Raw genomic sequence first — 21,466 nt, 5'->3', positions numbered from 1 at the left:
AATGCTTGTCATCTCGGAGCCATGAAATGCACAGCTGCGCGCATGCGGCGACAATGTAGGCCACATGAAAAACACCATTTTGCCCCTGCAATTGTTTGTACAACCGTCTTTGCAAGACGTGCGTCCCCTCATCCTCTACCACGGTCGTCGCTGTCCCGATGGTTTTGGCGCTGCCATGGCGGCGTGGCTGTTCTACGGTGACAAGGCCGAATACCGCGGTCTGGACCACGGTGAAATCCAAAACGCAGCGGATCTGGGTGAAGACCTGGAAGGCCGTGCGGTGTATGTGGTGGACTTTGCGTTTGAGCCCGTGCTGATGGCCGAGATTGAATCCAAGGTCAGCAAGCTGGTGGTGCTGGACCACCACAAGAGTGCGGCCGAGAAGCTGACGGGCTACCAGTGCCAGTGCGGCGTGGTGCACTTTGACATGAACAAGTCTGGTGCGCGTTTGGGCTGGGAATTTTTCCACCCCGAAAAGCCCGTGCCCGGGCTGATCAAGTACATCGAAGACCGCGACATCTGGAAGTGGGAGTTTGCCGAGAGCGCGCCCTTCCTGGCTGCGCTGGACATGGAAGTGCGCACCTTTGAGCGCTGGGCCGAAATTGCCGCTTTCACGCCCGAGCAAGAAGCCACCTTCATGGCGCGCGGCGGTGCGATGGATGAGAAGTTCCAGAGCCTGTGCCAAGACATTGCCAGCGGTGCGCAGGTGCTCACGTTCAACGGCATGCAAGGTTTGATGGTCAACAGCCCCGGCGTGTTCCATAGTCAGGTGGGCGATATCCTCTCGCGCCAAAGCGGCAGCTTTGCGCTGATGTGGCACGCCGGCACCAAGGGTGTGAAGGTGGGCCTGCGTTCGCGCTCGGATTTCAACTGCATTCCGCTGGCCGAAAGCTTTGGCGGCGGTGGTCACGCGCAGGCTTGCGGCTTCAAGATGGACAATGCCCGTTTGCTGGATTTGCTCACGGGCGAGCTCAAGGCCGACCCCAACGCCAGCTATGACTTGGTGCCTGCCCCGCTGTTGGAGTTTGACGAAGAGGGCAAGTGGATCAAGCCCAAGAAGGCGTGATGCACGGTTTGGCCTGCAGTATTGATAGCTGCTGGCGCTGATGCCAAAAGGACTTCAGATAGTCATCTATCTGAAGTCCTTTTTCTTTGTGCGCTAGCAGCTCTCTTTTTAGGTGCTTGCTGGGGTGGGCAGCAGGGTGCCGCAGCTCTCGGGCAAGCCGCGTTCGGTCGCTTGCCAGCCGGGTACAGCCAGCAGTTGCTGCCATTGCTGCACTTCAGGCACATGGGCCAGTTGGCGCCAGTCGGCACAAAAGCGCAGAACTTGCCCGGTGCGCGGGTGCGGGATTTCCAGCGCGTGCGCATGCAGCCACAGGCGGTGCAGGCCAATGCGCTCGGCCCACCAGCGGTTGAGTGGGCCTTTGCCGTGCGTGGCATCCCCAATGATGGGGTGGGATTCGTGCTTCAAGTGGCGGCGAATCTGGTGGCGGCGGCCGGTTTTGGGGAAGGCTTCTACCAGCGAAACGCGCGTGCTGGCGTGGCGCGGGTCATAAGCCTCGGGCCACTCCAGGTGCGCCAGGCAGCGTAGCAGGGTTTGGGCAGGCTGGGCGGGCGCATCTTCGGGGGCATCGTCGGGCTGCAAGGCGTAGTCCACCTCCACGGTATCGGGCAGCCAGCCGCGCGCCAAGGCCAGGTAGTGCTTGTGGGCGCTGTGGTCGGCAAAGCAGGCGGCCAGCTTTTGGCAGGCCTCTTTGCTCAGCGCAAACACCAGCACGCCGCAGGTGCCTTGGTCCAGGCGGTGCACCGGCCACACATGCTGGCCAATCTGGTCGCGCAGGGTTTGCAGCACAAAGCGGGTTTCATGGCGCGCAATGGCGGTGCGGTGCACCAGCCAGCCTGCAGGCTTGTAGACCACGACCATGTCTTCGTCCTGCCAAAGAATTTCCAGCGGGTGGGTGTAGCAGGGGCGATCAGGGGTTTCGGTCATGGCAAGGCAGTGAAGGCGCACACAGACGGCGCAAAGCGGGCAAGTGTAGCGGCGGCGGGATGGGCGTGCGGGCGTAAGCCCTGCTGCGGCCCCTTGGCTGCGTTGTGGGATTGACTTGCTGTACGTGCGCACCGCCTGCGGTTTTGTGCGTTGTGCTAGGCGCACATCGATGGTGTGCGCGGTGGTGTGGGTGGCTCTCGCCAAATATGTGCGCGCTGCGCACCGAAATTGATTGAAAATCACTGGTTTGGTGCATGGTTTGCATCGTTTTGGCGCAGCGCACGCAGCGCAGGCATACAGAGCAAGAAAGTGGGCGGAATGTTTCAGGGCGTCGTGGCTTCGGTAGTGGCTTCATGCATTTTTGGTGGCATTTACTACCTGGCCCCGCTGCTGCAACCGCTGACGGGCGAGCAAATTTTTGGCTGGCGCATGCTGATGACCATTCCGTTCACCACGGCATGGCTGCTCTACAGCGGCCAGGGTGCGGCGGTGTGGGCGCTGTGGCAGCGGGTGGCCCAGCATTGGCCGTTTGCGGTGATGCTGCTGCTGACCTCCACCCTGGCAGGTGTGCAACTGTGGCTGTTTATGTGGGCGCCGCTGCATGGGCATGCGCTGCCGGTGTCGCTGGGCTACTTTTTGTTGCCGCTGGCCATGGTGGTTGCCGGGCGGCTGGTGTTTCAAGAGCGCCTGAGTGGCCTGCAAACCGCCGCCACGGCCTTGGCGGCGTGCGGCATGGCTTGGGAGATTTGGCATGCCGGTGGTCTGGCCTGGTCCACCTGGGTGGTGGTGATTGGCTACCCCGCGTACTTTGTGCTGCGCCGGGTGCTCAAGACCAACAGCCTGGCGGGGCACTGGCTGGATGTGGTGCTGATGCTGCCCGTGTGCGCATGGTTTGCGTTTGCAGATGCCTCCGCTGGCGCTACGGGCTGGCAGTCCGTGCAAGCCACGGCCATGTTGCACTGGATGGTGCCGCTGCTGGGCGTGATCAGCGCGGTGGCGCTGGCGCTGTACATGGCGGCCAGCCGCCTGCTGCCGCTGGGCTTGTTTGGGCTGCTGTCGTATGTGGAGCCCATGCTGCTGGTGCTGGCCGCGTTGCTGATGGGCGAGCGCATTCAGCCCGGGCAAGAGCCCATGTATGTGCTGATTGGCGCAGGTGTGGCCTTGCTGGCACTGGATGGGGCGTGGCAAATGCGCCGCCCCGCCGTGGCCCGTGCGGCTTAGGGCGCGGCAAAACATGAGAGATGCGGTACCAGGCGTGCAGCGCACAAGCCTGGTGCCTTCACAGTTGATTTGAAAGGAGGTTGGTCCATGGATACCCAGGCAGCAAACCCCATCCGCATTGGCGTGGTGGGTTACGGCAATTTGGGCCGCGGCGTAGAAAACGCTGTGGCCAAGAACCCCGATATGGTGGTGGCAGGCATTTACACCCGCCGCGACCCTGCGCAGCTCAAACCGTTGTTTGCAGGCACTCCCGTGTTTTCGATGGCCGACCTCGAAGGCCATGCCGACCGCGTGGACGTGCTGGTGCTGTGCGGTGGCTCCAAAGACGATCTGCCCGTGCAGTCGCCTGCGCTGGCCGCTAAGTTCTGCATTGTGGACAGCTTTGACACCCACGCCCGCATCCCTGAGCACTTTGCGGCCGTCGATGCTGCGGCCCAAGGTGGCAAGACCACGGCGCTGATCTCTGCCGGCTGGGACCCCGGCATGTTCTCCATCAACCGCATCATGGGCGAAGCCCTGCTGCCCGATGGCGTCACCTACACCTTCTGGGGCAAGGGCTTGAGCCAGGGCCACTCCGACGCCATCCGCCGCGTACCCGGTGTGGCCGGTGGCGTGCAGTACACCATCCCCGTGGAAGCCGCAGTAGATGCGGTGCGCAGCGGCTCCCGCCCCACGCTGACCACGCGCCAAAAGCACCAGCGTGATTGCTATGTGGTGCTGGCCGAAGGTGCCGACGCGCAAGCCGTGCGCCAGGCGATTGTGACCATGCCCAACTACTTTGATGAGTACGACACCACGGTCAACTTCATCACGGCCGAAGAACTCAAGGCCAAGCACAGCGCCATGCCCCACGGCGGTTTTGTGATTCGCAGCGGCAATACCTCGGCCGACAACAAGCAGGTGGTGGAATACCGTCTGCAACTGGACAGCAACCCCGAGTTCACCTCCAGCGTGCTGGTGGCTTATGCCCGTGCCGTGCACCGCATGCAGCAATGGGGCATGACCGGTGCCAAGACGGTGTTTGACGTGGCCCCCGGCTGGCTGTCTGCCAAGAGCGCGGAGCAACTGCGCAAAGAAGCGCTGTAAGCAGGCGCTGCACTGGCACCAGCAAAAAGCCCGCTGTATACACAGCGGGCTTTTTTGTTGATGAAAACATGGTTTAACGCTTTATATAAGCGCAAGTAGCTATGAAAATTGATTGAAGAAAGGCGCTTCAATGGTAGGGGTGAGCGGCGCGTGCGAGGCTTTGCTGGCATTTGTTGACCAAGGCCTGCAGATAGCCTTCGGCAAAAAACACATCGTGGTAGGTGTCGGTCTCAAACAGGCGCAGCGGTGCTTGATCGGGCCCTAGTACGGTGGTGGTGCCATGTTTCATGGTGGCGTAGTAGTTTTTGGTGTGCGCGTCGCGCTTTAAATCAAACTCAGCACCGATCAGCTGCAACGCAATGTTTTGCCCTGCGCTTTTGTCGATGACATGGACGGTGCATGGGTCTTGAGGGTCAAAAAACTCCCAGTCATCGCCCAGCACGGCAATGCGTGACAGCTGGCTCAAGGCGTCCGCAATCTCGTTGGAGGAAGCGGTCTCCACATTCAACGCGGTGTCCTGCGTGGGGTAGCCGCTCATGCGTGCTTGAAAGTCGCTACAGGCGGCAAGGCCCACAGCGAGTGGGAGGAGAAGCGTTAAACGAATCACGGTGGTGAACAGGCAAAAGGGTGGGCTAAAAATGCGGCGCGCAACAGACTGCATACGTGCAGTGCCGCGAAGCAGTGTGAATTTCCACGTTGTCTTAAGGGTGGGTGGTAGAGGGCGGTGCGCTGGCGGCACTGGCATCTTCCAGCCGGTCCACATCACGCAAGGGCTTGAACACCCGCATCCAGGTACCCACTACGCCCAAGGTGCACAGGCAGCCGACTATGGCGGCGGGCACAGCGCCCAAAGCGGCAGCCATGGACCCCGCTCGAAACTCGCCCAGTTCATTGCTGGAGCTGATGAACAGCATGTTCACCGCATTCACGCGCCCGCGCATGGTGTCGGGCGTTGAAAATTGCACCAGGGCCGAGCGGATGTACACGCTCACCATATCGGCCGCACCTGCCAGCGCCAGCATGGCCATGGACAGCCAGAACCAGTGCGACAGCGCAAACACCAAGTTGGCCAAGCCAAACACGGCGACTGCAGCGAACATCACCTTGCCCACGCGGCGCTGAATGGGGCGTGCACTGAGCCACAGGCCCATGAGCACTTCACCGCCCGCCATGGCCGAGCGCAGCAGGCCCAGACCTTCGGGGCCGGTGTGCAGCACCTCCTTGGCGTAGACGGGCAGCAAGGCGACCACGCCCCCGAGCAGCACGGCAAACAAGTCCAGCGAGATGGTGCCCAGCACAATCGGGCGGCTGCGGATGAAGTGGAAACCGTCTGCTGCACGCTGCCACATCGTGCCTTCCAGCACTTGGCGCGGGGCCGCGTACTTCACGGGCACGCGCCACAGCAGCAGCACGGCCAGGGCCAATGCGATGGCGCACACGGCATAGGTCAGTTCACCGCCGCCCAGCCCAAACAGCACGCCACCCAGTACGGGGGCGGCAATGGCGGCGCTGCGCATGAGCATGCTGTTGGTGGCCAAAGCCTGGGCCAGATGTTCGCGCGGCACGATCTGCGGCAGCAGGCTTTGCATGGCGGGCCCGGTGAACGCGCGGCTGCAGCCAAACATCACCAGCACAGCGTAGATGCCGCCCACGCCATGCTCGCCCAAAGTGCTCAGCCACAGCAGCAGGGCTGCGCACAGGGCGGCCACGCTCCAGCTGGCTGCCAGCATGCGTTTGCGGCTGATACGGTCGGCCAGATCGCCCGCAGGAATCAGCAGCAAGAGCATGGGCAGAAACTGCGCCAAACCGACATAGGCCAAAGAGATGGGATCGCGGGTAATGCCATACACCTGCCATGCCACCACCACGGCCTGCATTTGCTGGGCAAACACTCCCAGCATGCGGGCTGTCAAAAAGGGCAGAAAACCGGGTTGGCGCAAGGCTGCGTTGTGAAAGGGCGTAAAACGGGGCACGGTAAAACCAATGAAGCACGGCGTGCTGCTGCCAGCGGCAGCGCACAAAAAAGCCGCTGGTGCAGCGGCTTGTGGATGGACTTAGCCCAGGGTGACGACCACGGGGGCGTGGTCGCTGGGTTGCTTGTTTTTGCGCGGTGCGCGGTCGACCACGCAGGCCGTGGTGCGGGCCTTGAGCGCGGGGCTGACCAAGATATGGTCAATGCGCAGGCCTCGGTTTTTCTGGAAGCCGAGCATGCGGTAGTCCCACCAGGAGAAGCTTTTCTCTGGCTGATCAAACATGCGGAAGGCATCGGTCAGGCCCATATCCAGCAGCGCCTGGAAGTGTGCCCGCTCTTGCGGGGTGTGGTGGATGGTGCCGCGCAGGCCTTCGGGGTCATACGAGTCGCGGTCTTCGGGCGCCACGTTGAAGTCACCCACCAGCACCAGTTGCGGGTGCTGGGCGATTTCCGCCTTCACAAAGGCTTCCAAAGCAGACAGCCAGCGCAGTTTGTAGACAAATTTGTCCGAATCAGGGGCTTGGCCATTCACAAAGTAGCAGTTGATCAGGCGCACTTCACCTTGCGGTGTGTCCAGCGTGGCCGCAATCACACGGGCTTGCTCATCGTCCAAGCCGGGGATGTTGCGCACCACATCACGCATGGGGTGGCGGCTCAGGATGGCGACGCCGTTGTAGGTTTTTTGGCCATGGCACACGGCTTGGTAGCCAGCAGCTTGCAACTCCATGAAGGGGAATTTGTCATCCGTGAGCTTGAGCTCTTGCAGCCCAATTGCATCGACCGGGTTGGCTTGCAGCCAGTCCAGCAACTGCGGCAGACGCACGTTCAGGGAGTTGATGTTCCAGGTGGCAATTTGCATGGTGATGATTTTTTATCGTGCGACCAGCGGCATGGTGTGCGGCTGGTGGGAAGGGTTCTGCAGCGCACAGGGTGGGCCGCGATGGAAGTCCATTGTAAAAGTGCATGCAGCCCCCCCGGGGCGAATGACCATGAAATCATTCGCATTTACGGGCGTGCTTGTGGGTCACTTCCCCATACGTGTGCTTACAAATTTAGTTTTTCAAATTTCGGTAATTACTGAAATTTGTGTATATTTCGCACATCGGGTGGGGTTTGCCCGATACGCTTGTTAATTGACAGCCACCTCATTGCCGTGAGGTGGCTTTTTTTCGGCCTACGGGCGGCGCAATCTCAGGCCACAGCAGGCGTGCGCTCTTGCTGAAAACCGGTGGTGGCGTGGGTGCTGCCGTCATCAAACACCAGGGTGCGCTCGGGCCAGCGCAGGGCTGCCAGTTTCATGTGCGCATGCGGGCGACTGAAGGTGCGTGCCTGAGCGCGCGCGCCCACCGAGTAGTCCACGCAAAACACATTGCCATGCTGGCCATGCCAGGCGTAAGGGCTGACGCTGCGAAACAGCCCTTCGTGGGTGGTTTGTGCGGGCAAGGTCGAGCGCCAGTAATGCCCCACCACCACGGGGGTGGCCTCGCTGTAGTTGTTCCACCAAGCCACGCGCTCCACAAAGCGCCATTTGTTGCCCGCAAAAAATGGCTCGGGGGTTTGACGCTCCAAGCCGCAGGTCAGTACTTTCAACGGGTTGATCAGGGCTTTGTTGAGCTCGTTGTCGCAGTGCGCCTGCAAAAACGGCGGGCAGCGTTCGCCATCTTCCAGGCTGTGCGGCCAGATGGTTTTTTCTTCGGCCATGCGGTCGGCAATGCGCAGCTGCGCGGCGACCTGGGCGGCTTGCTGCTCCCAGCGGTCATATTCCGCGCGGGCGCTGCCCAGGGGCATGGCCCGTGCCTTGGCGATATCTGGCGCATGCCAGGCTGCGTGAATGACGCGCAGGTCTTCGCGCTCCAGCCCCAGCGGCAGGCTGTTGAGGAAGGCTTCAATGCGCGCGCGCTGCAAGGTGTTGGTGGCGCGAACAAATTGGCTGTATTTGGCCGTGTCGCTGGCCACGCGCTCTTCAAAGAACCAGCCAGCGCCGTCTTTGGGGTCGTGGCGCAGCAAGTTGATCTCGTGGTTGCCTGCAATCGCGCTGGCGTGGCCGCTCTCGACCAAGCGCTGCACCAAGCTCACAACGCCGGGGCTGTCGGGCCCACGATCGACAAAGTCGCCCACAAACACCAGTGTGCGTGACTGCGGGTGGCGGCCATCTTCGTCATAGCCCAGATGGCGCACCAAGTCCTGCAAGGCAGACAGCTCACCGTGGATGTCGCCCACGATGTCAAGCGGGCCGGGGGGCAGGGGCTGGATAAGGCTCATGGCGGCAGTGGCTTTCAACGAAAAAACGCCCGTAAGAAATGCACGGGCGTTCCATATTGTTGCAATGCAGCAATGTCGTCAACCCGTCTTCACCCTGAGCATGTAACGTGTATGACGCAGGAAGAGTGCGTTGTTAGCGTTTGCGTTCGTAGCGGATAAAGCTAAATGATTCCCCTTGAGGAGAAACACGTGCTTCACGTCGAGTTTCTAGCCATTCAGCATCATCAAGCTCTGGAGCGTATGCATCACCATTAATCTCCTTATGCAGAACAGTCATTTCTATGAAGTCTGCTACAGGAAGTGCTTGTGCGTAAATTTGCGCGCCACCCATGACCCACACGGGCTCACCAAGACGTTGGCCAATTTCGAGGGCTTCGTTAAGAGTACATGCACGTACAGTGCCCTCAGCATTCCAATCTGTTTGGCGAGTAACGACGATGTTGGTGCGTCCTGGAAGCGGGCGGTATTTTTCGGGCAAAGAGTCCCAAGTTTTTCGCCCCATGACAACAGCGCAGCCACTGGTCAGTTGTTTGAAACGCGCAAGATCTTCTGGCAGGTGCCAAGGGATCGTGTTATTCAGGCCAATGACATGGTTGTCTGAACGCGCATAAATGAGGGCAATAGACATTCGAACGTTGAATCTTTCAAACGGGCGATTGTCCCAGAAAGTATGCCTCCTGCGCTATATGCTGGCGTTATCCCTTGCGTTTAAAAAAAGAGAGCTGCTTGCGCTGATTATTTATAGACTTTGGATGGTTTTGTATCTGAAGTCTATGAATATCAAGCACTGACAGCTCTTATTTTTGTGGCGGCTTACACAGCCACTGGGGCTTTGATGGCGGGGTGGTGCTCGTAGCCCAGTACTTCGAAGTCTTCAAATTCGTAGCCGAAGATGGAGTCAGGCTTGCGCTTGATGTGGAGCGTGGGGTAGGCAAATGGCTGGCGGCTCAGTTGCGTTTCCACCTGTTCGAAGTGGTTGTTGTAGATGTGGCAATCGCCGCCCGTCCAGATGAAGTCGCCCACTTCCAGATCACACTGCTGCGCCAGCATGTGCGTCAGCAGCGCGTAGCTGGCAATGTTGAACGGCACGCCCAGGAATATGTCGGCGCTGCGCTGGTACAGCTGGCAGCTGAGTTTGCCGTTGGCCACATAGAACTGAAAGAAAGCGTGGCAGGGCATCAGCGCCATCTGGTCCAGATCGGCCACATTCCAGGCGCTGACGATGATGCGTCGGCTGTCCGGGTTGGTCTTGAGTTGTTTGACCACTTCGGCAATCTGGTCGATGTGGCTGCCGTCGGCTTTGGGCCAGCTGCGCCATTGCACGCCGTATACGGGGCCGAGGCTGCCGTCCGCGCGCGCCCATTCGTCCCAGATGGTGCAGCCGCGCTCTTGCAGCCACTTGACGTTGCTGTCGCCGCGCAGGAACCACAGCAACTCATGGATGATGGATTTGAGGTGCACCTTCTTGGTGGTCACCAGCGGAAAACCTTCGGACAGGTCAAAGCGCATCTGGTGGCCAAACACGCTGCGGGTGCCGGTGCCGGTGCGGTCACCCTTGCTCACACCATGCTCGTACACATGGCGCATAAAGTCTTCGTATTGCGAGCGGACGGGGCGTTCTGTGGTGGGAGGTGTCATGGTGGGCAAGTCTACAAATCAAAAGCAAAACCGCCCAAGGGCGGTCGAGGCGGTCATTGTGCCACGCGGGGGAGCGAAGGCGCTTGCTACGCGGTGCGAAGACGCTTGCCTTGCCAGGAGATAAGGGGGGATACGCGGTGTTGGCGGACATACATCCTGCGGCATTGTTTTCACAATATATGCATCAATATCGTATAAAACCACGGTTCACGCTTATTTGATGAGCGTAGGTAGCTATGGTTTTTACAGTATCACCATGTGGAGAAAAGCAATGAAAAAAGCAATGCTCAGCCCTTGGCACACCATCTGTTTGATCACTGTGGCCGGTGTGCTGGCCGCTTGCGAGCCCGCCGCACCGCCCCTGCCCAAGGCCGAGTCCCGTGCAACACCCAGCGCCAAACCTGCCGATGCCGCCACCGATGCCGTGCATGGTTTGGGCGCCGATGCCGCGTTGGTGGCTGAAAGCGCGCAAAACGCGCAGGCTCTGCCCAGCCATGCCCAGCCCAGTGCCGATGCTTCGCCGCTGGGCGAGCTCAAGCAATACGTGGGCACCTACCCCAGCGACAGCAATGTGAGTTTTCTTGAACAAGGCGTGCTGGCCGAACGCCTCAAGCAGATGCTGGGCAAAGACTATTCCACGTTGCTAGCCAATCTGCGCACCGTGAGTCCCTTGAGCGAAGAGGGCGGGCGCTGGTTCATCACCGGCAATCGCCCGCACGAAGGCGGGACCGAGGCGGCGGCCGTGGTGGTGGATGCCGCCAAAAATGCGGTACGCGTCTGGATGCTGCACGAGGGCAAGGTCACGGAGTACCGGGACCCCAGCCACGTCGATGTGCCCTGGCCGGCCGAAGTGCAGGTCATGCTCGAGAACCAAAAGAGCGCAGCCAAGGGTTAAGCAGTTCCCAGTTCTGCACCATAAAAAACGCCACGTTAGAGCGTGGCGTTTTTGCTGGGAAAGGCAGGGGGCTCAGGCTTTGAGCACGCACCCGGGGTTCATGAGCCCTTGCGGGTCGAGCGCCTGCTTGATGGCGCGCATCATGCCCAGTGCCACGGGCGATTTGTACTTTGCCAGCTTGTCGGCCTTGAGTGCGCCCACACCATGTTCTGCCGAGAACGAGCCCCCAAACTGTGCGACGGCGTCATACACCAAGGTGTTCACCAGGTCTTCTTTGTCGTTGAGGAAAGCCTTGCCGTCCTGGCCTTCGGGCACCTGCACGTTGTAGTGCAGGTTGCCGTCGCCCAGGTGGCCGAAGTTGACCAGGCGCACACCGGGAATCTCGCGCTGTAAAACGGCATCTGCGTGCTCGACAAACGCCGGAATCTTGGAGGCCTGGATGGAGATGTCGTGCTTGATGTTCAGGCCCTCTTCAGCCTGGGCCAGCGGAATGCTCTCGCGGATGTGCCACAGCTCATGCGCCTGCGCCATGCTTTCGGCCACCACGGCATCCAGCACGCAGCCGTCTTCCAACGCCAGCTCCAGCAGGTGCTCAAAGCGCGCGCGGGCATGGGCTTCGGACTCGCTGTCTGAGTTCTCCAGCAGCACGCAGTAAGGCGCATCGGCCATGTCGGCAAACGGCACGCGCAGCTGCGGCATGTGTTTGACCACCAGCGACACCGCAAATCGCCCCATCACTTCAAAGCCAGTCAGGCCTGCTGCCAAGTGCTGGTGCGCCAGCCCAAGCAGGCGCACGGCGGCCTCCATACTGGGCACGGCGGCAAAGGCCGTGAGCTGCGCGGCGGGCTGGGGGAACAACTTCATCGTGGCCGCAGTGATGATGCCCAGCGTGCCTTCGCTGCCAATGAACAGGTCGCGCAGGTCGTAGCCGGTGTTGTCTTTGCGCAGGCCGCTCAAGCCATCCCAGACCTCGCCTTGGGGAGTGACGACTTCCAGCCCCAGGCAGAGCTCACGTGCATTGCCGTAGCGCAGCACCTGCGTGCCGCCAGCGTTCGTGCCCAGGTTGCCGCCTATGGTGCAACTGCCCTCGGCCGCCAGCGACAGGGGGAACAGAAAGCCCGCCTTGTCTGCCGTTTCCTGCAAGGTCTGCAGGATTACACCCGCCTCGACGGTCACGGTCAGGTTGTCGGCATCTAGCTGGCGCACGGCCTGCATGCGCTGCAGGCTCAGCACCACTTGCTGGCCCGAGTCGTCGGGGGTGGAGCCCACGGACAGGCCGGTATTGCCCCCCTGGGGCACGATGCTGACCCCGGCGGCCGCACAGGCCTTGACGACGGCGGCCACCTCCTGGGTGGTGCCCGGGCGCACCACGGCCAGGGACTTGCCGTGCACGCGTTTGCGCCAGTCTTGTTCGTAAGCGCTCAAATCGCCTTCGGTGAGGACATGGGCATCGCCAACAATCTGGCGCAAAGTGGAGAGCAGGGCAGTGGAAGTCATGGTGAGCGGGCCGCCGTTGGTGGGCGCCAGTGCAAAAAAGCCAGGGGAAAACAGACCGCATCCTAAGCCTGCGCAGCGCGGCAGGGAGGAAGCAGCGGCAAAGTCTTAAGCCTAGGGGATTGCAAGGGCACAAACAATTGAAATAAATTGCTGCGTTATGCCAGTTTTTCCGAATAATCTCAGCCTGCGCCAACTGCGCGCGTTTGACGAGGTTGCGCGCCAAGGCGCTTTTGCACCTGCGGCGCGTGAGTTGTGTCTCACGCAGTCGGCACTGTCCGAATCCATTCGCCAGCTTGAAGAGGCAGTGGGGATGCGCCTGTTTGACCGCACCACGCGCACAGTGGGGCTGACCAGCGCGGGCCAAGCCTTTTTGCAGGATGTGCGCCAAGCATTTGAAACGCTGGAGCAGGGGGTGCAGCACTTGAGTGACTTGGCCGCTTTGCGCAGGGGCAAGGTGCGGATTGCTGCCGCTCCGTCGGTATTGGCTGTGCTGTTGCTGCCGGTACTGCCCCAGTTGCGCGCGCAGCACCCCGGTATTGAAGTGGAGTTGACGGAAGACAGCGCCGAAGGCATTGCCCAGCGGGTGCACGATGGGCGGGTGGATTTTGGTGTGGGTGCGGCCCACCCCGCAGGGGCGGAGCTGCTCACCCAGCCTTTGCTCAGTGACCGCATGGGGCTGGTGGCATGCGCCGATGAGCCGCTGCTGCATAAGCCCACCCTCCAAGCCGCAGATCTGGCGCACCTGCCCTTTGTGGGCTTGACCACGGATACGGCCATCAGCCAGTTGCTGGCGGCTGCACCGGGCATGCCAGCCAATGTGCTGCAGACACCGCTGCGTGTCTCCAACCCAGCCTTGCTGTTTGATGCCGTGCGCCAAGGGCTGGGGGTGAGTTTGATTCCTGCGTTGACCGCGCAGCACCCGGCGCGCGGTGCATTGGGTTTTCGGGTGCTGGATACGCCGCAGATTGTGCGCCACACCTTGCTGATTCAGCGCCCGCGCCGTGCGCTTTCACCCGCAGCGCAATTGCTGTGCAACGCTTTGCGCCAGCAGGTGCTGCAGCTGGCGCAGCAACCGGGCATGGTGCAGGATTGACTCAGACTTGGGCTGCTGCGATGGCAGCTTTGGCGGCTTTTTGGCGCCAGCGCACATGCAGCGCGCAGGCCACAAACAGCAGCAGGCACAGGGCCACTTCCACCATGGCCAGGTAGTTGCTGGGGGCCTTGTCGCTCCAGGCGCGCACCACCCCTTCGGTGAAATACAGCCACACCACCAGGCTGACCCAACGGTAGGTGTACATGCGGTGCTTGAGCAAGCCCACCAGCGGAATGCACAGAGGCAGGGCTTTGAGCACCATCCAAGAACCTCCGGGGCGCAGCGGCGCAAGCCACAGCTCCCAACAGAGGCTCAGAACAATCAGGCCCAGCAGGCTGCCAACGGCCAGCCAGCGGGTGGCAGCGACGTCGCTGCCCGGAAGGGTGTTGCTTGTGGAATTCATTGGGGTGGCATCATACGGCCCATGCCACTGACTATTCACCGTGCCCGACTGCGCGCGCGCCAATTGCGACAAACCTTGCAGTCTTTCCCCTGGCGCAACACCTTGCACACGCTCAAAGCCCGTTTCAGTGAAGACCAGCTGGGCTTGACGGCCAGCAGCCTTACCTTCACCACGCTTTTGGCACTGGTGCCGTTTTTTACCGTGTTGCTGGCGGTGTTCACGGCGTTTCCCAGTTTTGGGCGTTTGCAAGCCACCCTGCAGCGCTGGCTGGTGGAAAGCCTGATTCCGGTGGAGATTGCCGAGCAGGTGATGGACTACCTGATGCAGTTCACCAGCAAGGCCAGCCAGCTCGGGATTGTGGGTCTGGCCTTTTTGCTGCTGACAGTGGTGAGTCTGATCTTGACCATGGACAAGACGCTGAACCACATCTGGCGCGTGCAGCGCATGCGCCCGCTGGGGCAGCGCCTGCTGATTTATTGGGGTGTGCTGACCTTCGGCCCCTTGCTCATGGGCCTGAGCATTGCCACCACGTCGTACGTGCTGTCGGCCTCGCGCGGGCTGGTGGCGGTGCTGCCGGAGAGCGTGCAGATGGGCTTTAATTCGCTGGAATTTTTGCTGCTGTCTGCCGCCATGGCAGCGCTCTACCACTTTGTGCCCAACACGCCCGTCAAGTGGCGCCATGCGTGGGCAGGGGGGCTGTTTGTGGCGGCGGGCATGGCCGTGGCCAAAACGGTGCTGGGCTTGTACCTGTCGACCGTGCCCACGTATTCCGCCATTTATGGCACGTTTGCCACGCTGCCTATCTTGCTGATCTGGATTTACACCTGCTGGGTGATTTTCTTGCTGGGTGCCGTGGTGGCTGCGTACGTGCCCAGCCTGCTGGCTGGCACCAGCCGTGATTTGCGCCAGCCGGGCTGGAAGCTGGAGCTGGCGCTGGAGACTCTTGCCGTGCTGGAGCCCGTGCGCGCCCAGGCACAGCGTGGCCTGCCAGCCATGGCCCTGGCCAAGCGGCTGCGGGTTGACCGGCTGCAGCTGGAGCCTGCATTGAGTGCCCTGACCGCCATTCGCTGGGTGGGCGCCATGCCGGATACGGGCACCGCCTATCTGGAAGAGGGTGAGCCGCGCTACGTGCTGCTGGCAGACCCTGATACCACCCAGCTGGCGGTGCTGGTGGAACATATGTTGCTGACGCACACCCCCAGCACCGACGCCCTGTGGCACAGCGCAGGCTGGACGCAGACGCTGCTGCGCGATGCCCTACCGCCGGTCGACAGCGTGGGTGACGACACAGGTGGGGACGGGGTCGCCAAGCCGTCGCAACCCTTGTAAGCACCCGCAGCTGCAGCACTGCACCATGGGTGTTTGAAGGCGCTAGCCCTTGCTGGGTAAGCGCTAAGTGCTTCATTCTTTGAAGTGGCGTGCTATGTGGTGCATCTGCACGCCAAGCCACTCTGCCGCCTGGCATGTGCTGGCCCAGGGGCGGCACGCTCCCTGGTTGCAGACCTGTGAGAGCACCGTATGCCCCCCATGGTGTGGCGTGCCGCCGCAGCGCGCCAACTGGCGCCGGGCAAAACAAAGCCCCGGTGCTTGCGCGGCCGGGGCTGGTGGCTCCACCTAGACTTGGTGCGAACCTAATACCCACTATGTCGGCAGCCTTCGGGAAAACTTAAGCCCGGAAATCGTCAGTGCTTGCTACAGAAGAATACGGCCGCTGCACATCTGTGCGTACATCTTCCAATCGCCCATAAAGCTGTAGAGCGGGCGTTGGAAACTGGCGGGCTTGTTGTGCTCAAAGCCAAAATGACCTATCCATGCGAAGGCATAGCCCAGCAACAGCCCCAGCGCCACCCACCACGGCTGGCGCAGCATGATGGCCAGCGCCAAGCACACCAAGCCCAGGCTGCTGCCGACAAAGTGCAGCCGACGGCAGGTGCGGTTGCTGTGCTCGCTGAGGTAGAAGGGGTAAAACGCTGCAAAGCTGGTGAACGCTTTGGCATCGACGGTGTTGGCGCTGTCAGCCATGGTGGCCTCCGGGGGCTGCTGGGATAGCAATGCTTATAGAGGCTGGGCGGGATGTTGTCCCGCGGCAGTGCAACAAGCACCATGCCCCGACGCCCTGCAGGGCAGGGCGTTAGGGTGAGGTGGGAGTGCGGCTAGCCGTTGAGAAAACCATGCACCGCAAACAGCGTGGCGTCGGGTGACTCCGTCATCTGGTTGTGGCCGTTGGGAATCATCTGCACTTTCACCTGTTTGCCCGCTGCCTTGGCGGCTTCAATCAGGCCCTTGGCCGCCTTTGGGGGCGTCATCTGGTCTTGTTCGCCCAGCACAAACAGCACCGGCGCGGTGATCTGCGCCATGGCGGCTTCACCGCTGCGATAGCTGTCACAGGCGGTAAAACCGGTGTGCAGCAAGTTGGTGTCGGTATTGCTGGCCAGCACACGGCGGCCTAAGGCCATGCCCGCACCAAACACCCAGCTGCCCGCGCCATTCGGTGGGGCGAGTGTGGCGCGCGAGAAGGTGTTGACCAGCTGGATGGCTTGCTCGGGCGTGTGGAGGGCCGACTCCAGCAGCGCGGGCGAGACCTTCATTGGAAAGGCCGTGCCCACCAGCACCAGATGGCTGATGCGGTCTTGCAAGCTGGCGGCTGCCTCCATGGCAATCAGGCTGCCCCAGCTGTGACCAATGAGCGCGGCCTTGGCCAGGCCTGCGGCGTCCATGAGCTGGCCGATGAAGGTGGCTGCCGCTTCCACGCTCTGCGGAGCAGCGCCTTGGCTGCGGCAGTGGCCGGGCAGGTCAATGGCCAGCACGTTCCAGCCGTGGTTGGCCAGATAGCGGCTTTGCAGTGCCCACACGCTGTGGTCGCACAGCACGCCGTGAATCAGGATGGCGGTGGGCTTGGCGGCATCGAAAGCCTTGCCGCCAGTGTAGGCGTAGATGTTGTCGTTGTTGACTTTGAAAAACATAGCTGTCTCCGCAATATAGATAAGCGCTAGCGACTGTTTTTGTTATGAATGCATCAAGCTGCTTTCTCTGCAGCTTTGAGCGCGCGCTTGAGGTCGTCGATCAGGTCGTCGGCGTCTTCCAGGCCAATCGACAGGCGGATCGTGCCCTGGCCGATGCCGGCTTGCGCCAGTGCCTCATCACTCATGCGAAAGTGCGTGGTGCTGGCGGGGTGAATCACCAGCGAGCGGCAGTCGCCCACGTTGGCCAGGTGGCTGAAGACCTTCAGCGTTTCAATGAACTTCTTGCCCTGGTTACGGTTGCCTGCGATGTCAAAGCTGAACACCGAGCCGGCACCGCGCGGCAGCAGCTTTTGCGCCAGCGCGTGGGAAGTGTGCGATTCCAGCATGGGGTGGCCCACACGGCTGACCAGCGGGTGGCTGGCGAGGAACTGCACGACCTTTTCGGTGTTGCGCATGTGGCGTTCCATGCGCAGGGGCAGGGTTTCGATGCCTTGCAAGATCAGCCAGGCACTGTGCGGGCTCAGGCAGGCGCCAAAGTCACGCAGGCCCTCGCGGCGCGCGCGCAGCAAGAAGGCGCCCGTGGTGCTTTCTTCGGTGAACACCATGTTGTGAAAGCCGTCGTAGGGCTCGGTCAGCTCGGGGAATTTGCCCGACTTGTCCCAGTCAAAGCTGCCGCCATCCACCACAATCCCGCCAATCACCGTGCCGTGGCCGGACAGGAACTTGGTGGCCGAGTGGTAGACGATGTCCGCACCATGCTCGAACGGCTTGATGAGCCAAGGCGAGGTGAGGGTGGAGTCGACCAGCAGCGGTACGCTGGCTTCGTGGGCAATGGCCGACACGGTGGGAATGTCCAGCACATCCAGGCCGGGGTTGCCCACGGTTTCTCCAAAGAACAGCTTGGTGTTGGGGCGCACGGCGGCTTTCCAGCCGTCGATGTCGCCGGGCTTGACGAAGGTGGTCTCAATGCCAAAGCGGCGCAGCGTGTAGTGCAGCAGGTTCTGGCTGCCACCGTACAGCGCCGTGCTGGCGACGATGTGGCTGCCTGCGCCCATCAGCGTGGCAATCGACAGGTGCAGGGCCGCCTGGCCGCTGGCTACGGCAATCGCGCCCACGCCGCCTTCCAGGGCGGATACGCGCTGCTCCAGCACCGCATTGGTGGGATTGGAGATGCGGCTGTAGACGTGGCCGGGGCGCTCCAGATTGAACAGGCTGGCAGCGTGGTCACTGCTCTCAAAGACGAACGAGGTCGTCAGGTGAATGGGCGTGGCGCGCGCGCCGGTGGCAGGGTCAGGCTGTGCGCCTGCGTGCAGGCTCAGGGTGTCAAAGCCGGGGTAAGAGTAGCCGGGCATCGGGAGTCTCCATGGTTTTTATCGCGAATAGGGGCGATGCTGGCACAGATGCGTGGGGCGGTCAGCACCGTCGGTGACGCACAGAGCGCAGCAATGCTCTTTTTACGGGAGCGTTGGGCGCTCATTGAAGGCTGCTTGTAAATGAAAAATCATCAAGAAGTGTTGATCTGAAAGCGTCAGTAGCTATGTTTTGTATAGTTCTATGCAAAATTTCTCGCTTGTCGCAGACAAACGTCTGCGTGCTTGCGATGTGGGCTATATTGCGCAAAACACTGCTGCGCTGGGATGCAGCAGTCGTAGCTTGGAGATACACGGAATGAAAGTGAGCGACATCCTGCTCCTCAAGGGCAACAGTTTGTATGTGGCGCAGGCCGACGATGCCTTGGCTGACGCGGTGACGCTGATGGCCGAAAAGGACGTGGGCTCGCTGGTGGTGCTAGAGCACGGCGATGTGGTGGGCATGCTCACCTTCCGCGAAGTGATTCAGGCGATTGCCAAAAATGGCGGCAGTCTGGGCACGGTGCGTGTGCGCTCGGTCATGGACGATGCGCCGCTGACCTGCACCTCTGAAACCGAGCTCGATGAAGTGCGCCGCATGATTTTGGACCACCACGCGCGCTATATGCCGGTGATGGACAGCCGCCAGCTGACCGGCGTGGTCAGTCTGTACGACGTGGCTAAGGCTGTGGTGGACAGCCAGAATTTTGAAAATAAACTGCTCAAGGCCTATATCCGCGACTGGCCCGAGTCCGAAAGTAGCACGTCGCCTGAAAACTGAGCGCGCCGTGTGTGCTGTAGAAAAGGCTTCCATCAGGAAGCCTTTTTTCTAGGGCGCAGGTGCCTGGAAGGTGCCTGCAGCTTGCTCGGCCGCTCAGGCAGGCTGGGTGATGGCCTGTTTTTGCATCCACTGCGCTATTTCACGGCCCGGCATGGGTTTGGCGAAATGGTAGCCCTGCAAGATGGGGCAGCCTTGCTCGCTCAGCCACTGGGCTTGTGCGAGCGTTTCCACCCCTTCGGCGACCACGGTCATCCCTAGACTTTGGGCGATATTGAGTACCGAGCGGGTAAGGGCGCTGGCTGCTGCGCTGGTGCAGACGTCTTGCACAAAGCTTTTGTCGAGCTTGAGTTCGGAAATGGGCAAGCGGTGCAGGTAGCTCAGGCTGGAGTAGCCGGTGCCAAAGTCGTCCATGGACAGGCGGATGCCCATTTCGTTCAGGGCCTTGAGGTTGTCCAGCGTGGCCGGGCTGCTGTCGAGCATCACGCTTTCGGTGATCTCCAGCATGAGGTCCTGGCAGCCCAGGCCGTGTTGGTGCAAGGTGGCTTGCACGTGCTGGGCAAATGCTGGGTCGTGGAAATTGTTGGTAGACAAATTCACCGCGATGTGCGGAATCCTTAAGCCTTGCGTGCGCCAAGCGGCCAACTGGGCACAGGCTTCGTTGATCAGCCATGTGGTGAGTTGGTGGATCAGGCCTGCGTCTTCCGCCACCGCAATAAAGCGCGGCGGCGCCACCCAGCCCCATTCTGGGTGGTGCCAGCGCGACAGTGCCTCCACGCCATACAGTTGCTCGGGCGCATGGCTGGTGTGGCTGAACACCTGGGGCTGAAAGTGCAGCTGCAGCACACCTTCTGCCAAGGCTTTGCGCAACTCCCGCTCCATATTCGCGCGCTCTTGGCTGACTTGGCCCATCTCCGGCTGGTAAATCTCCCACAGCTGGCAGCCTTGGCTTTTGGCGGCATACATGGCCTGGTCGGCACGGCGCAGCAGGGTTTCAATGTCAGTGCCGTCTTCGGGGTAGCTGCACACGCCAATGCAGGCATTGGGAATGGTCATGACCCCGTTGATGATGAAAGGCTCGGCAATCGCATCCAGCATGCGCTGGGCCAGTTCGGGAATTTGTGCGGTGCTGTATCCCGGCATGAGGACTGCGAATTCGTCGCTGGACAGGCGGCCCACCACATCCTCGGGGCGCGTGCAATTGCCCAGACGCAGCGCAATCTCGCGCAACAACGCATCGCCCGCGGAGTGCCCCAAGCTGTCATTCCACAGCTTGAAGCGGTCCAGATCCAAAAAGAACAGCAAACCCGTGTGGCCGCGCATGCTGTGCAGCGCTTGCTCTGCGCACTCATTGAACATGGTGCGGTTGGGTAAATGGGTCAGGGTGTCGTAGTAAGCCAGTTGGCGAATGCGGTGCTTGTTGGCATCGCGCTCCATCGCAATCGCACACAAATGCAGGCAGGCCAAAACCAGTTGGCGGTGCAGCTTGTTGGGCGTGCGTTCGCTGTCGAAGTACAACGCCAGCGTGCCCACCACCTGACCTGCGGGGTTTTTGATGGGGCTGGACCAGCAGGCAAGCAGCCCGGCTTCCACAAACAGGGGGGCAGCACCGCACCAGTTCGGGTCTTGGGCAATGTCGTGTGCGATGACTTCGTTGCCCGTGAACGCTGCAACGCCGCAGGCCCCGACCTCTGCGCCCATGCGCACACCGCGCATCAAGTCCACGATGTGGGTGGGCATGCTGGGGGCTGCCAGCGGGTGCATGATGCCGTCGGCATCTACCGCCATGACGCTCACGCGGACACGGGGTGCAATGGCTTCCAAGGCCAAGCACATGTCCTGGAGTAACTCCGGCAGGGGCTTTTCCATGACCACGTCTTCCAGCATTTGCCGCTGCAAAGCTTCAAAACGCTTGGTAAAACCGATGTCAGTAAACACCAGAACTTTGGCCGTCGTGCCCGCCGTGGGAAAAGGCGGGCGTTTGAGGGTGTTGACGGTGGCGGCCATCCACACTTGCGAGCCATCAAAGCGCTGCACTTGCAGCTCTCCGTGGTAGGCGCCACCGAGCGTGAGCTGTTCGCGGATATGCGCAGCCAGATCGGGCCATGCATGGATCAGGGTTTGCAGCGGGCGCTTGCTTTGGAGATCTTCCAGGCGATAACCTAGCAGGCGTGTTAACCCTTCATTGATGTGGATGACATTCAAATCGTCATCCGTAATGATCCACGCGCTATCGCTGCTGTGCAGCGCTTGCAACCAGTCCGGAGTTGGTTGGGCCGGCGTCAAGTGTGTCATCAAGCGGCTTTCTTGAAAATTTTT

The 21,466-nt window shown here is 61.2% G+C and carries 20 protein-coding genes; 7 read left to right on the top strand and 13 right to left on the bottom strand.

Going from position 1 to position 21,466, the window contains the following annotated elements:
- Window positions 1-64: 64 nt before the first annotated feature.
- Window positions 65-1,066, top strand: coding sequence for a DHH family phosphoesterase (locus B3R00_RS12285; RefSeq protein ID WP_286999261.1), 1,002 nt, complete (start codon window positions 65-67; stop codon window positions 1,064-1,066).
- Window positions 1,067-1,174: 108 nt separating this feature from the next.
- On the opposite strand, the gene B3R00_RS12280 is transcribed toward B3R00_RS12285, so the two are convergent.
- Window positions 1,175-1,990: a pseudouridine synthase gene (locus B3R00_RS12280; RefSeq protein WP_286999260.1), complete on the bottom strand. Its 816-nt coding sequence runs from the start codon at window positions 1,988-1,990 to the stop codon at window positions 1,175-1,177.
- Window positions 1,991-2,308: 318 nt separating this feature from the next.
- Between B3R00_RS12280 and rarD the strand changes: the two genes are divergently transcribed.
- Together rarD and B3R00_RS12270 are read left to right on the top strand one after the other, a co-directional pair.
- On the top strand, window positions 2,309-3,211 hold the full coding sequence (gene rarD / locus B3R00_RS12275; RefSeq protein WP_286999259.1) for an EamA family transporter RarD: 903 nt from the start codon (window positions 2,309-2,311) through the stop codon (window positions 3,209-3,211).
- Between the two features lie 87 nt (window positions 3,212-3,298).
- A complete protein-coding gene (locus B3R00_RS12270; protein ID WP_286999258.1) occupies window positions 3,299-4,297 on the top strand; it encodes a diaminopimelate dehydrogenase in 999 nt (332 codons plus the stop codon).
- Window positions 4,298-4,424: 127 nt separating this feature from the next.
- Here B3R00_RS12270 and B3R00_RS12265 read toward each other — a convergent pair whose 3' ends face one another.
- The 6 genes from B3R00_RS12265 to B3R00_RS12240 all read right to left on the bottom strand — a co-directional run bounded on the left by B3R00_RS12265 (window position 4,425) and on the right by B3R00_RS12240 (window position 10,169).
- Complete coding sequence (locus B3R00_RS12265) at window positions 4,425-4,835, bottom strand: hypothetical protein (RefSeq protein WP_286999257.1); 411 nt, start codon at window positions 4,833-4,835, stop codon at window positions 4,425-4,427.
- A 163-nt stretch (window positions 4,836-4,998) separates the two neighbouring features.
- Window positions 4,999-6,270, bottom strand: a complete 1,272-nt coding sequence (locus B3R00_RS12260; protein ID WP_286999256.1) for an MFS transporter — start codon at window positions 6,268-6,270, stop codon at window positions 4,999-5,001.
- 81 nt (window positions 6,271-6,351) lie between these two features.
- A complete protein-coding gene (gene xth / locus B3R00_RS12255) occupies window positions 6,352-7,128 on the bottom strand; it encodes an exodeoxyribonuclease III (protein ID WP_286999255.1) in 777 nt (258 codons plus the stop codon).
- A gap of 332 nt (window positions 7,129-7,460) precedes the next feature.
- Window positions 7,461-8,531: a metallophosphoesterase gene (locus B3R00_RS12250; protein WP_286999254.1), complete on the bottom strand. Its 1,071-nt coding sequence runs from the start codon at window positions 8,529-8,531 to the stop codon at window positions 7,461-7,463.
- Window positions 8,532-8,664: 133 nt separating this feature from the next.
- A complete protein-coding gene (locus B3R00_RS12245; RefSeq protein WP_286999253.1) occupies window positions 8,665-9,159 on the bottom strand; it encodes a dihydrofolate reductase in 495 nt (164 codons plus the stop codon).
- Window positions 9,160-9,344: 185 nt separating this feature from the next.
- Window positions 9,345-10,169 (bottom strand): thymidylate synthase, encoded by an 825-nt coding sequence (locus tag B3R00_RS12240; protein WP_286999252.1) that lies wholly within the window; start codon window positions 10,167-10,169, stop codon window positions 9,345-9,347.
- Between the two features lie 271 nt (window positions 10,170-10,440).
- Here B3R00_RS12240 and B3R00_RS12235 point away from each other — a divergent pair, with 271 nt between their 5' ends.
- Entirely contained in the window at window positions 10,441-11,064 is a 624-nt protein-coding gene (locus B3R00_RS12235; protein ID WP_286999251.1) for a hypothetical protein, read from the top strand.
- 72 nt (window positions 11,065-11,136) lie between these two features.
- Here B3R00_RS12235 and B3R00_RS12230 read toward each other — a convergent pair whose 3' ends face one another.
- Window positions 11,137-12,561 (bottom strand): FAD-binding oxidoreductase, encoded by a 1,425-nt coding sequence (locus B3R00_RS12230; RefSeq protein ID WP_286999250.1) that lies wholly within the window; start codon window positions 12,559-12,561, stop codon window positions 11,137-11,139.
- Window positions 12,562-12,718: 157 nt separating this feature from the next.
- Here B3R00_RS12230 and B3R00_RS12225 point away from each other — a divergent pair, with 157 nt between their 5' ends.
- Window positions 12,719-13,654 carry a LysR family transcriptional regulator gene (locus B3R00_RS12225; protein ID WP_286999249.1) on the top strand — a complete coding sequence of 312 codons (936 nt, stop codon included), beginning with the start codon at window positions 12,719-12,721 and terminating at the stop codon, window positions 13,652-13,654.
- A 1-nt stretch (window position 13,655) separates the two neighbouring features.
- Here the strand turns inward: B3R00_RS12225 and B3R00_RS12220 are convergent, their stop codons facing one another.
- A complete protein-coding gene (locus B3R00_RS12220) occupies window positions 13,656-14,057 on the bottom strand; it encodes a DUF2069 domain-containing protein (protein ID WP_286999248.1) in 402 nt (133 codons plus the stop codon).
- A gap of 21 nt (window positions 14,058-14,078) precedes the next feature.
- Between B3R00_RS12220 and B3R00_RS12215 the strand changes: the two genes are divergently transcribed.
- Window positions 14,079-15,386 (top strand): YihY family inner membrane protein, encoded by a 1,308-nt coding sequence (locus B3R00_RS12215; RefSeq protein ID WP_286999247.1) that lies wholly within the window; start codon window positions 14,079-14,081, stop codon window positions 15,384-15,386.
- A gap of 363 nt (window positions 15,387-15,749) precedes the next feature.
- On the opposite strand, the gene B3R00_RS12210 is transcribed toward B3R00_RS12215, so the two are convergent.
- The 3 genes from B3R00_RS12210 to B3R00_RS12200 form a co-directional block, all read right to left on the bottom strand.
- Window positions 15,750-16,079 carry a DUF962 domain-containing protein gene (locus tag B3R00_RS12210; protein WP_286999246.1) on the bottom strand — a complete coding sequence of 110 codons (330 nt, stop codon included), beginning with the start codon at window positions 16,077-16,079 and terminating at the stop codon, window positions 15,750-15,752.
- Between the two features lie 131 nt (window positions 16,080-16,210).
- On the bottom strand, window positions 16,211-17,020 hold the full coding sequence (locus tag B3R00_RS12205; RefSeq protein ID WP_286999245.1) for an alpha/beta fold hydrolase: 810 nt from the start codon (window positions 17,018-17,020) through the stop codon (window positions 16,211-16,213).
- Between the two features lie 53 nt (window positions 17,021-17,073).
- Window positions 17,074-18,372 carry an O-acetylhomoserine aminocarboxypropyltransferase gene (locus tag B3R00_RS12200; protein ID WP_286999244.1) on the bottom strand — a complete coding sequence of 433 codons (1,299 nt, stop codon included), beginning with the start codon at window positions 18,370-18,372 and terminating at the stop codon, window positions 17,074-17,076.
- 316 nt (window positions 18,373-18,688) lie between these two features.
- Between B3R00_RS12200 and B3R00_RS12195 the strand changes: the two genes are divergently transcribed.
- Entirely contained in the window at window positions 18,689-19,150 is a 462-nt protein-coding gene (locus B3R00_RS12195; RefSeq protein ID WP_286999243.1) for a CBS domain-containing protein, read from the top strand.
- A 93-nt stretch (window positions 19,151-19,243) separates the two neighbouring features.
- On the opposite strand, the gene B3R00_RS12190 is transcribed toward B3R00_RS12195, so the two are convergent.
- Window positions 19,244-21,442 (bottom strand): sensor domain-containing protein, encoded by a 2,199-nt coding sequence (locus B3R00_RS12190; protein WP_286999242.1) that lies wholly within the window; start codon window positions 21,440-21,442, stop codon window positions 19,244-19,246.
- Window positions 21,443-21,466 lie beyond the last annotated feature (24 nt).

The sequence above is a fragment of the Comamonas sp. UBA7840 genome (assembly GCF_002501455.1).
GTDB classification, from domain to species: Bacteria; Pseudomonadota; Gammaproteobacteria; order Burkholderiales; family Burkholderiaceae_C; genus Comamonas; species Comamonas jiangduensis.
The sequence above is the reverse complement of the archived record's forward strand: the minus strand, read 5'-3'. Positions and strand labels throughout refer to the sequence as shown.

What these genes read in the sequence shown, in the direction of transcription:
- B3R00_RS12285 (WP_286999261.1), top strand. Translation starts at nt 65, where the DNA reads ATGAAAAACACCATTTTGCCCCTGCAATTGTTTGTACAACCGTCTTTG.
- B3R00_RS12280 (WP_286999260.1), bottom strand. Translation starts at nt 1,990, where the DNA reads ATGACCGAAACCCCTGATCGCCCCTGCTACACCCACCCGCTGGAAATT.
- rarD (WP_286999259.1), top strand. Translation starts at nt 2,309, where the DNA reads ATGTTTCAGGGCGTCGTGGCTTCGGTAGTGGCTTCATGCATTTTTGGT.
- B3R00_RS12270 (WP_286999258.1), top strand. Translation starts at nt 3,299, where the DNA reads ATGGATACCCAGGCAGCAAACCCCATCCGCATTGGCGTGGTGGGTTAC.
- B3R00_RS12265 (WP_286999257.1), bottom strand. Translation starts at nt 4,835, where the DNA reads ATGAGCGGCTACCCCACGCAGGACACCGCGTTGAATGTGGAGACCGCT.
- xth (WP_286999255.1), bottom strand. Translation starts at nt 7,128, where the DNA reads ATGCAAATTGCCACCTGGAACATCAACTCCCTGAACGTGCGTCTGCCG.
- B3R00_RS12250 (WP_286999254.1), bottom strand. Translation starts at nt 8,531, where the DNA reads ATGAGCCTTATCCAGCCCCTGCCCCCCGGCCCGCTTGACATCGTGGGC.
- B3R00_RS12245 (WP_286999253.1), bottom strand. Translation starts at nt 9,159, where the DNA reads ATGTCTATTGCCCTCATTTATGCGCGTTCAGACAACCATGTCATTGGC.
- B3R00_RS12240 (WP_286999252.1), bottom strand. Translation starts at nt 10,169, where the DNA reads ATGACACCTCCCACCACAGAACGCCCCGTCCGCTCGCAATACGAAGAC.
- B3R00_RS12235 (WP_286999251.1), top strand. Translation starts at nt 10,441, where the DNA reads ATGAAAAAAGCAATGCTCAGCCCTTGGCACACCATCTGTTTGATCACT.
- B3R00_RS12230 (WP_286999250.1), bottom strand. Translation starts at nt 12,561, where the DNA reads ATGACTTCCACTGCCCTGCTCTCCACTTTGCGCCAGATTGTTGGCGAT.
- B3R00_RS12225 (WP_286999249.1), top strand. Translation starts at nt 12,719, where the DNA reads ATGCCAGTTTTTCCGAATAATCTCAGCCTGCGCCAACTGCGCGCGTTT.
- B3R00_RS12220 (WP_286999248.1), bottom strand. Translation starts at nt 14,057, where the DNA reads ATGAATTCCACAAGCAACACCCTTCCGGGCAGCGACGTCGCTGCCACC.
- B3R00_RS12215 (WP_286999247.1), top strand. Translation starts at nt 14,079, where the DNA reads ATGCCACTGACTATTCACCGTGCCCGACTGCGCGCGCGCCAATTGCGA.
- B3R00_RS12210 (WP_286999246.1), bottom strand. Translation starts at nt 16,079, where the DNA reads ATGGCTGACAGCGCCAACACCGTCGATGCCAAAGCGTTCACCAGCTTT.
- B3R00_RS12205 (WP_286999245.1), bottom strand. Translation starts at nt 17,020, where the DNA reads ATGTTTTTCAAAGTCAACAACGACAACATCTACGCCTACACTGGCGGC.
- B3R00_RS12200 (WP_286999244.1), bottom strand. Translation starts at nt 18,372, where the DNA reads ATGCCCGGCTACTCTTACCCCGGCTTTGACACCCTGAGCCTGCACGCA.
- B3R00_RS12195 (WP_286999243.1), top strand. Translation starts at nt 18,689, where the DNA reads ATGAAAGTGAGCGACATCCTGCTCCTCAAGGGCAACAGTTTGTATGTG.
- B3R00_RS12190 (WP_286999242.1), bottom strand. Translation starts at nt 21,442, where the DNA reads ATGACACACTTGACGCCGGCCCAACCAACTCCGGACTGGTTGCAAGCG.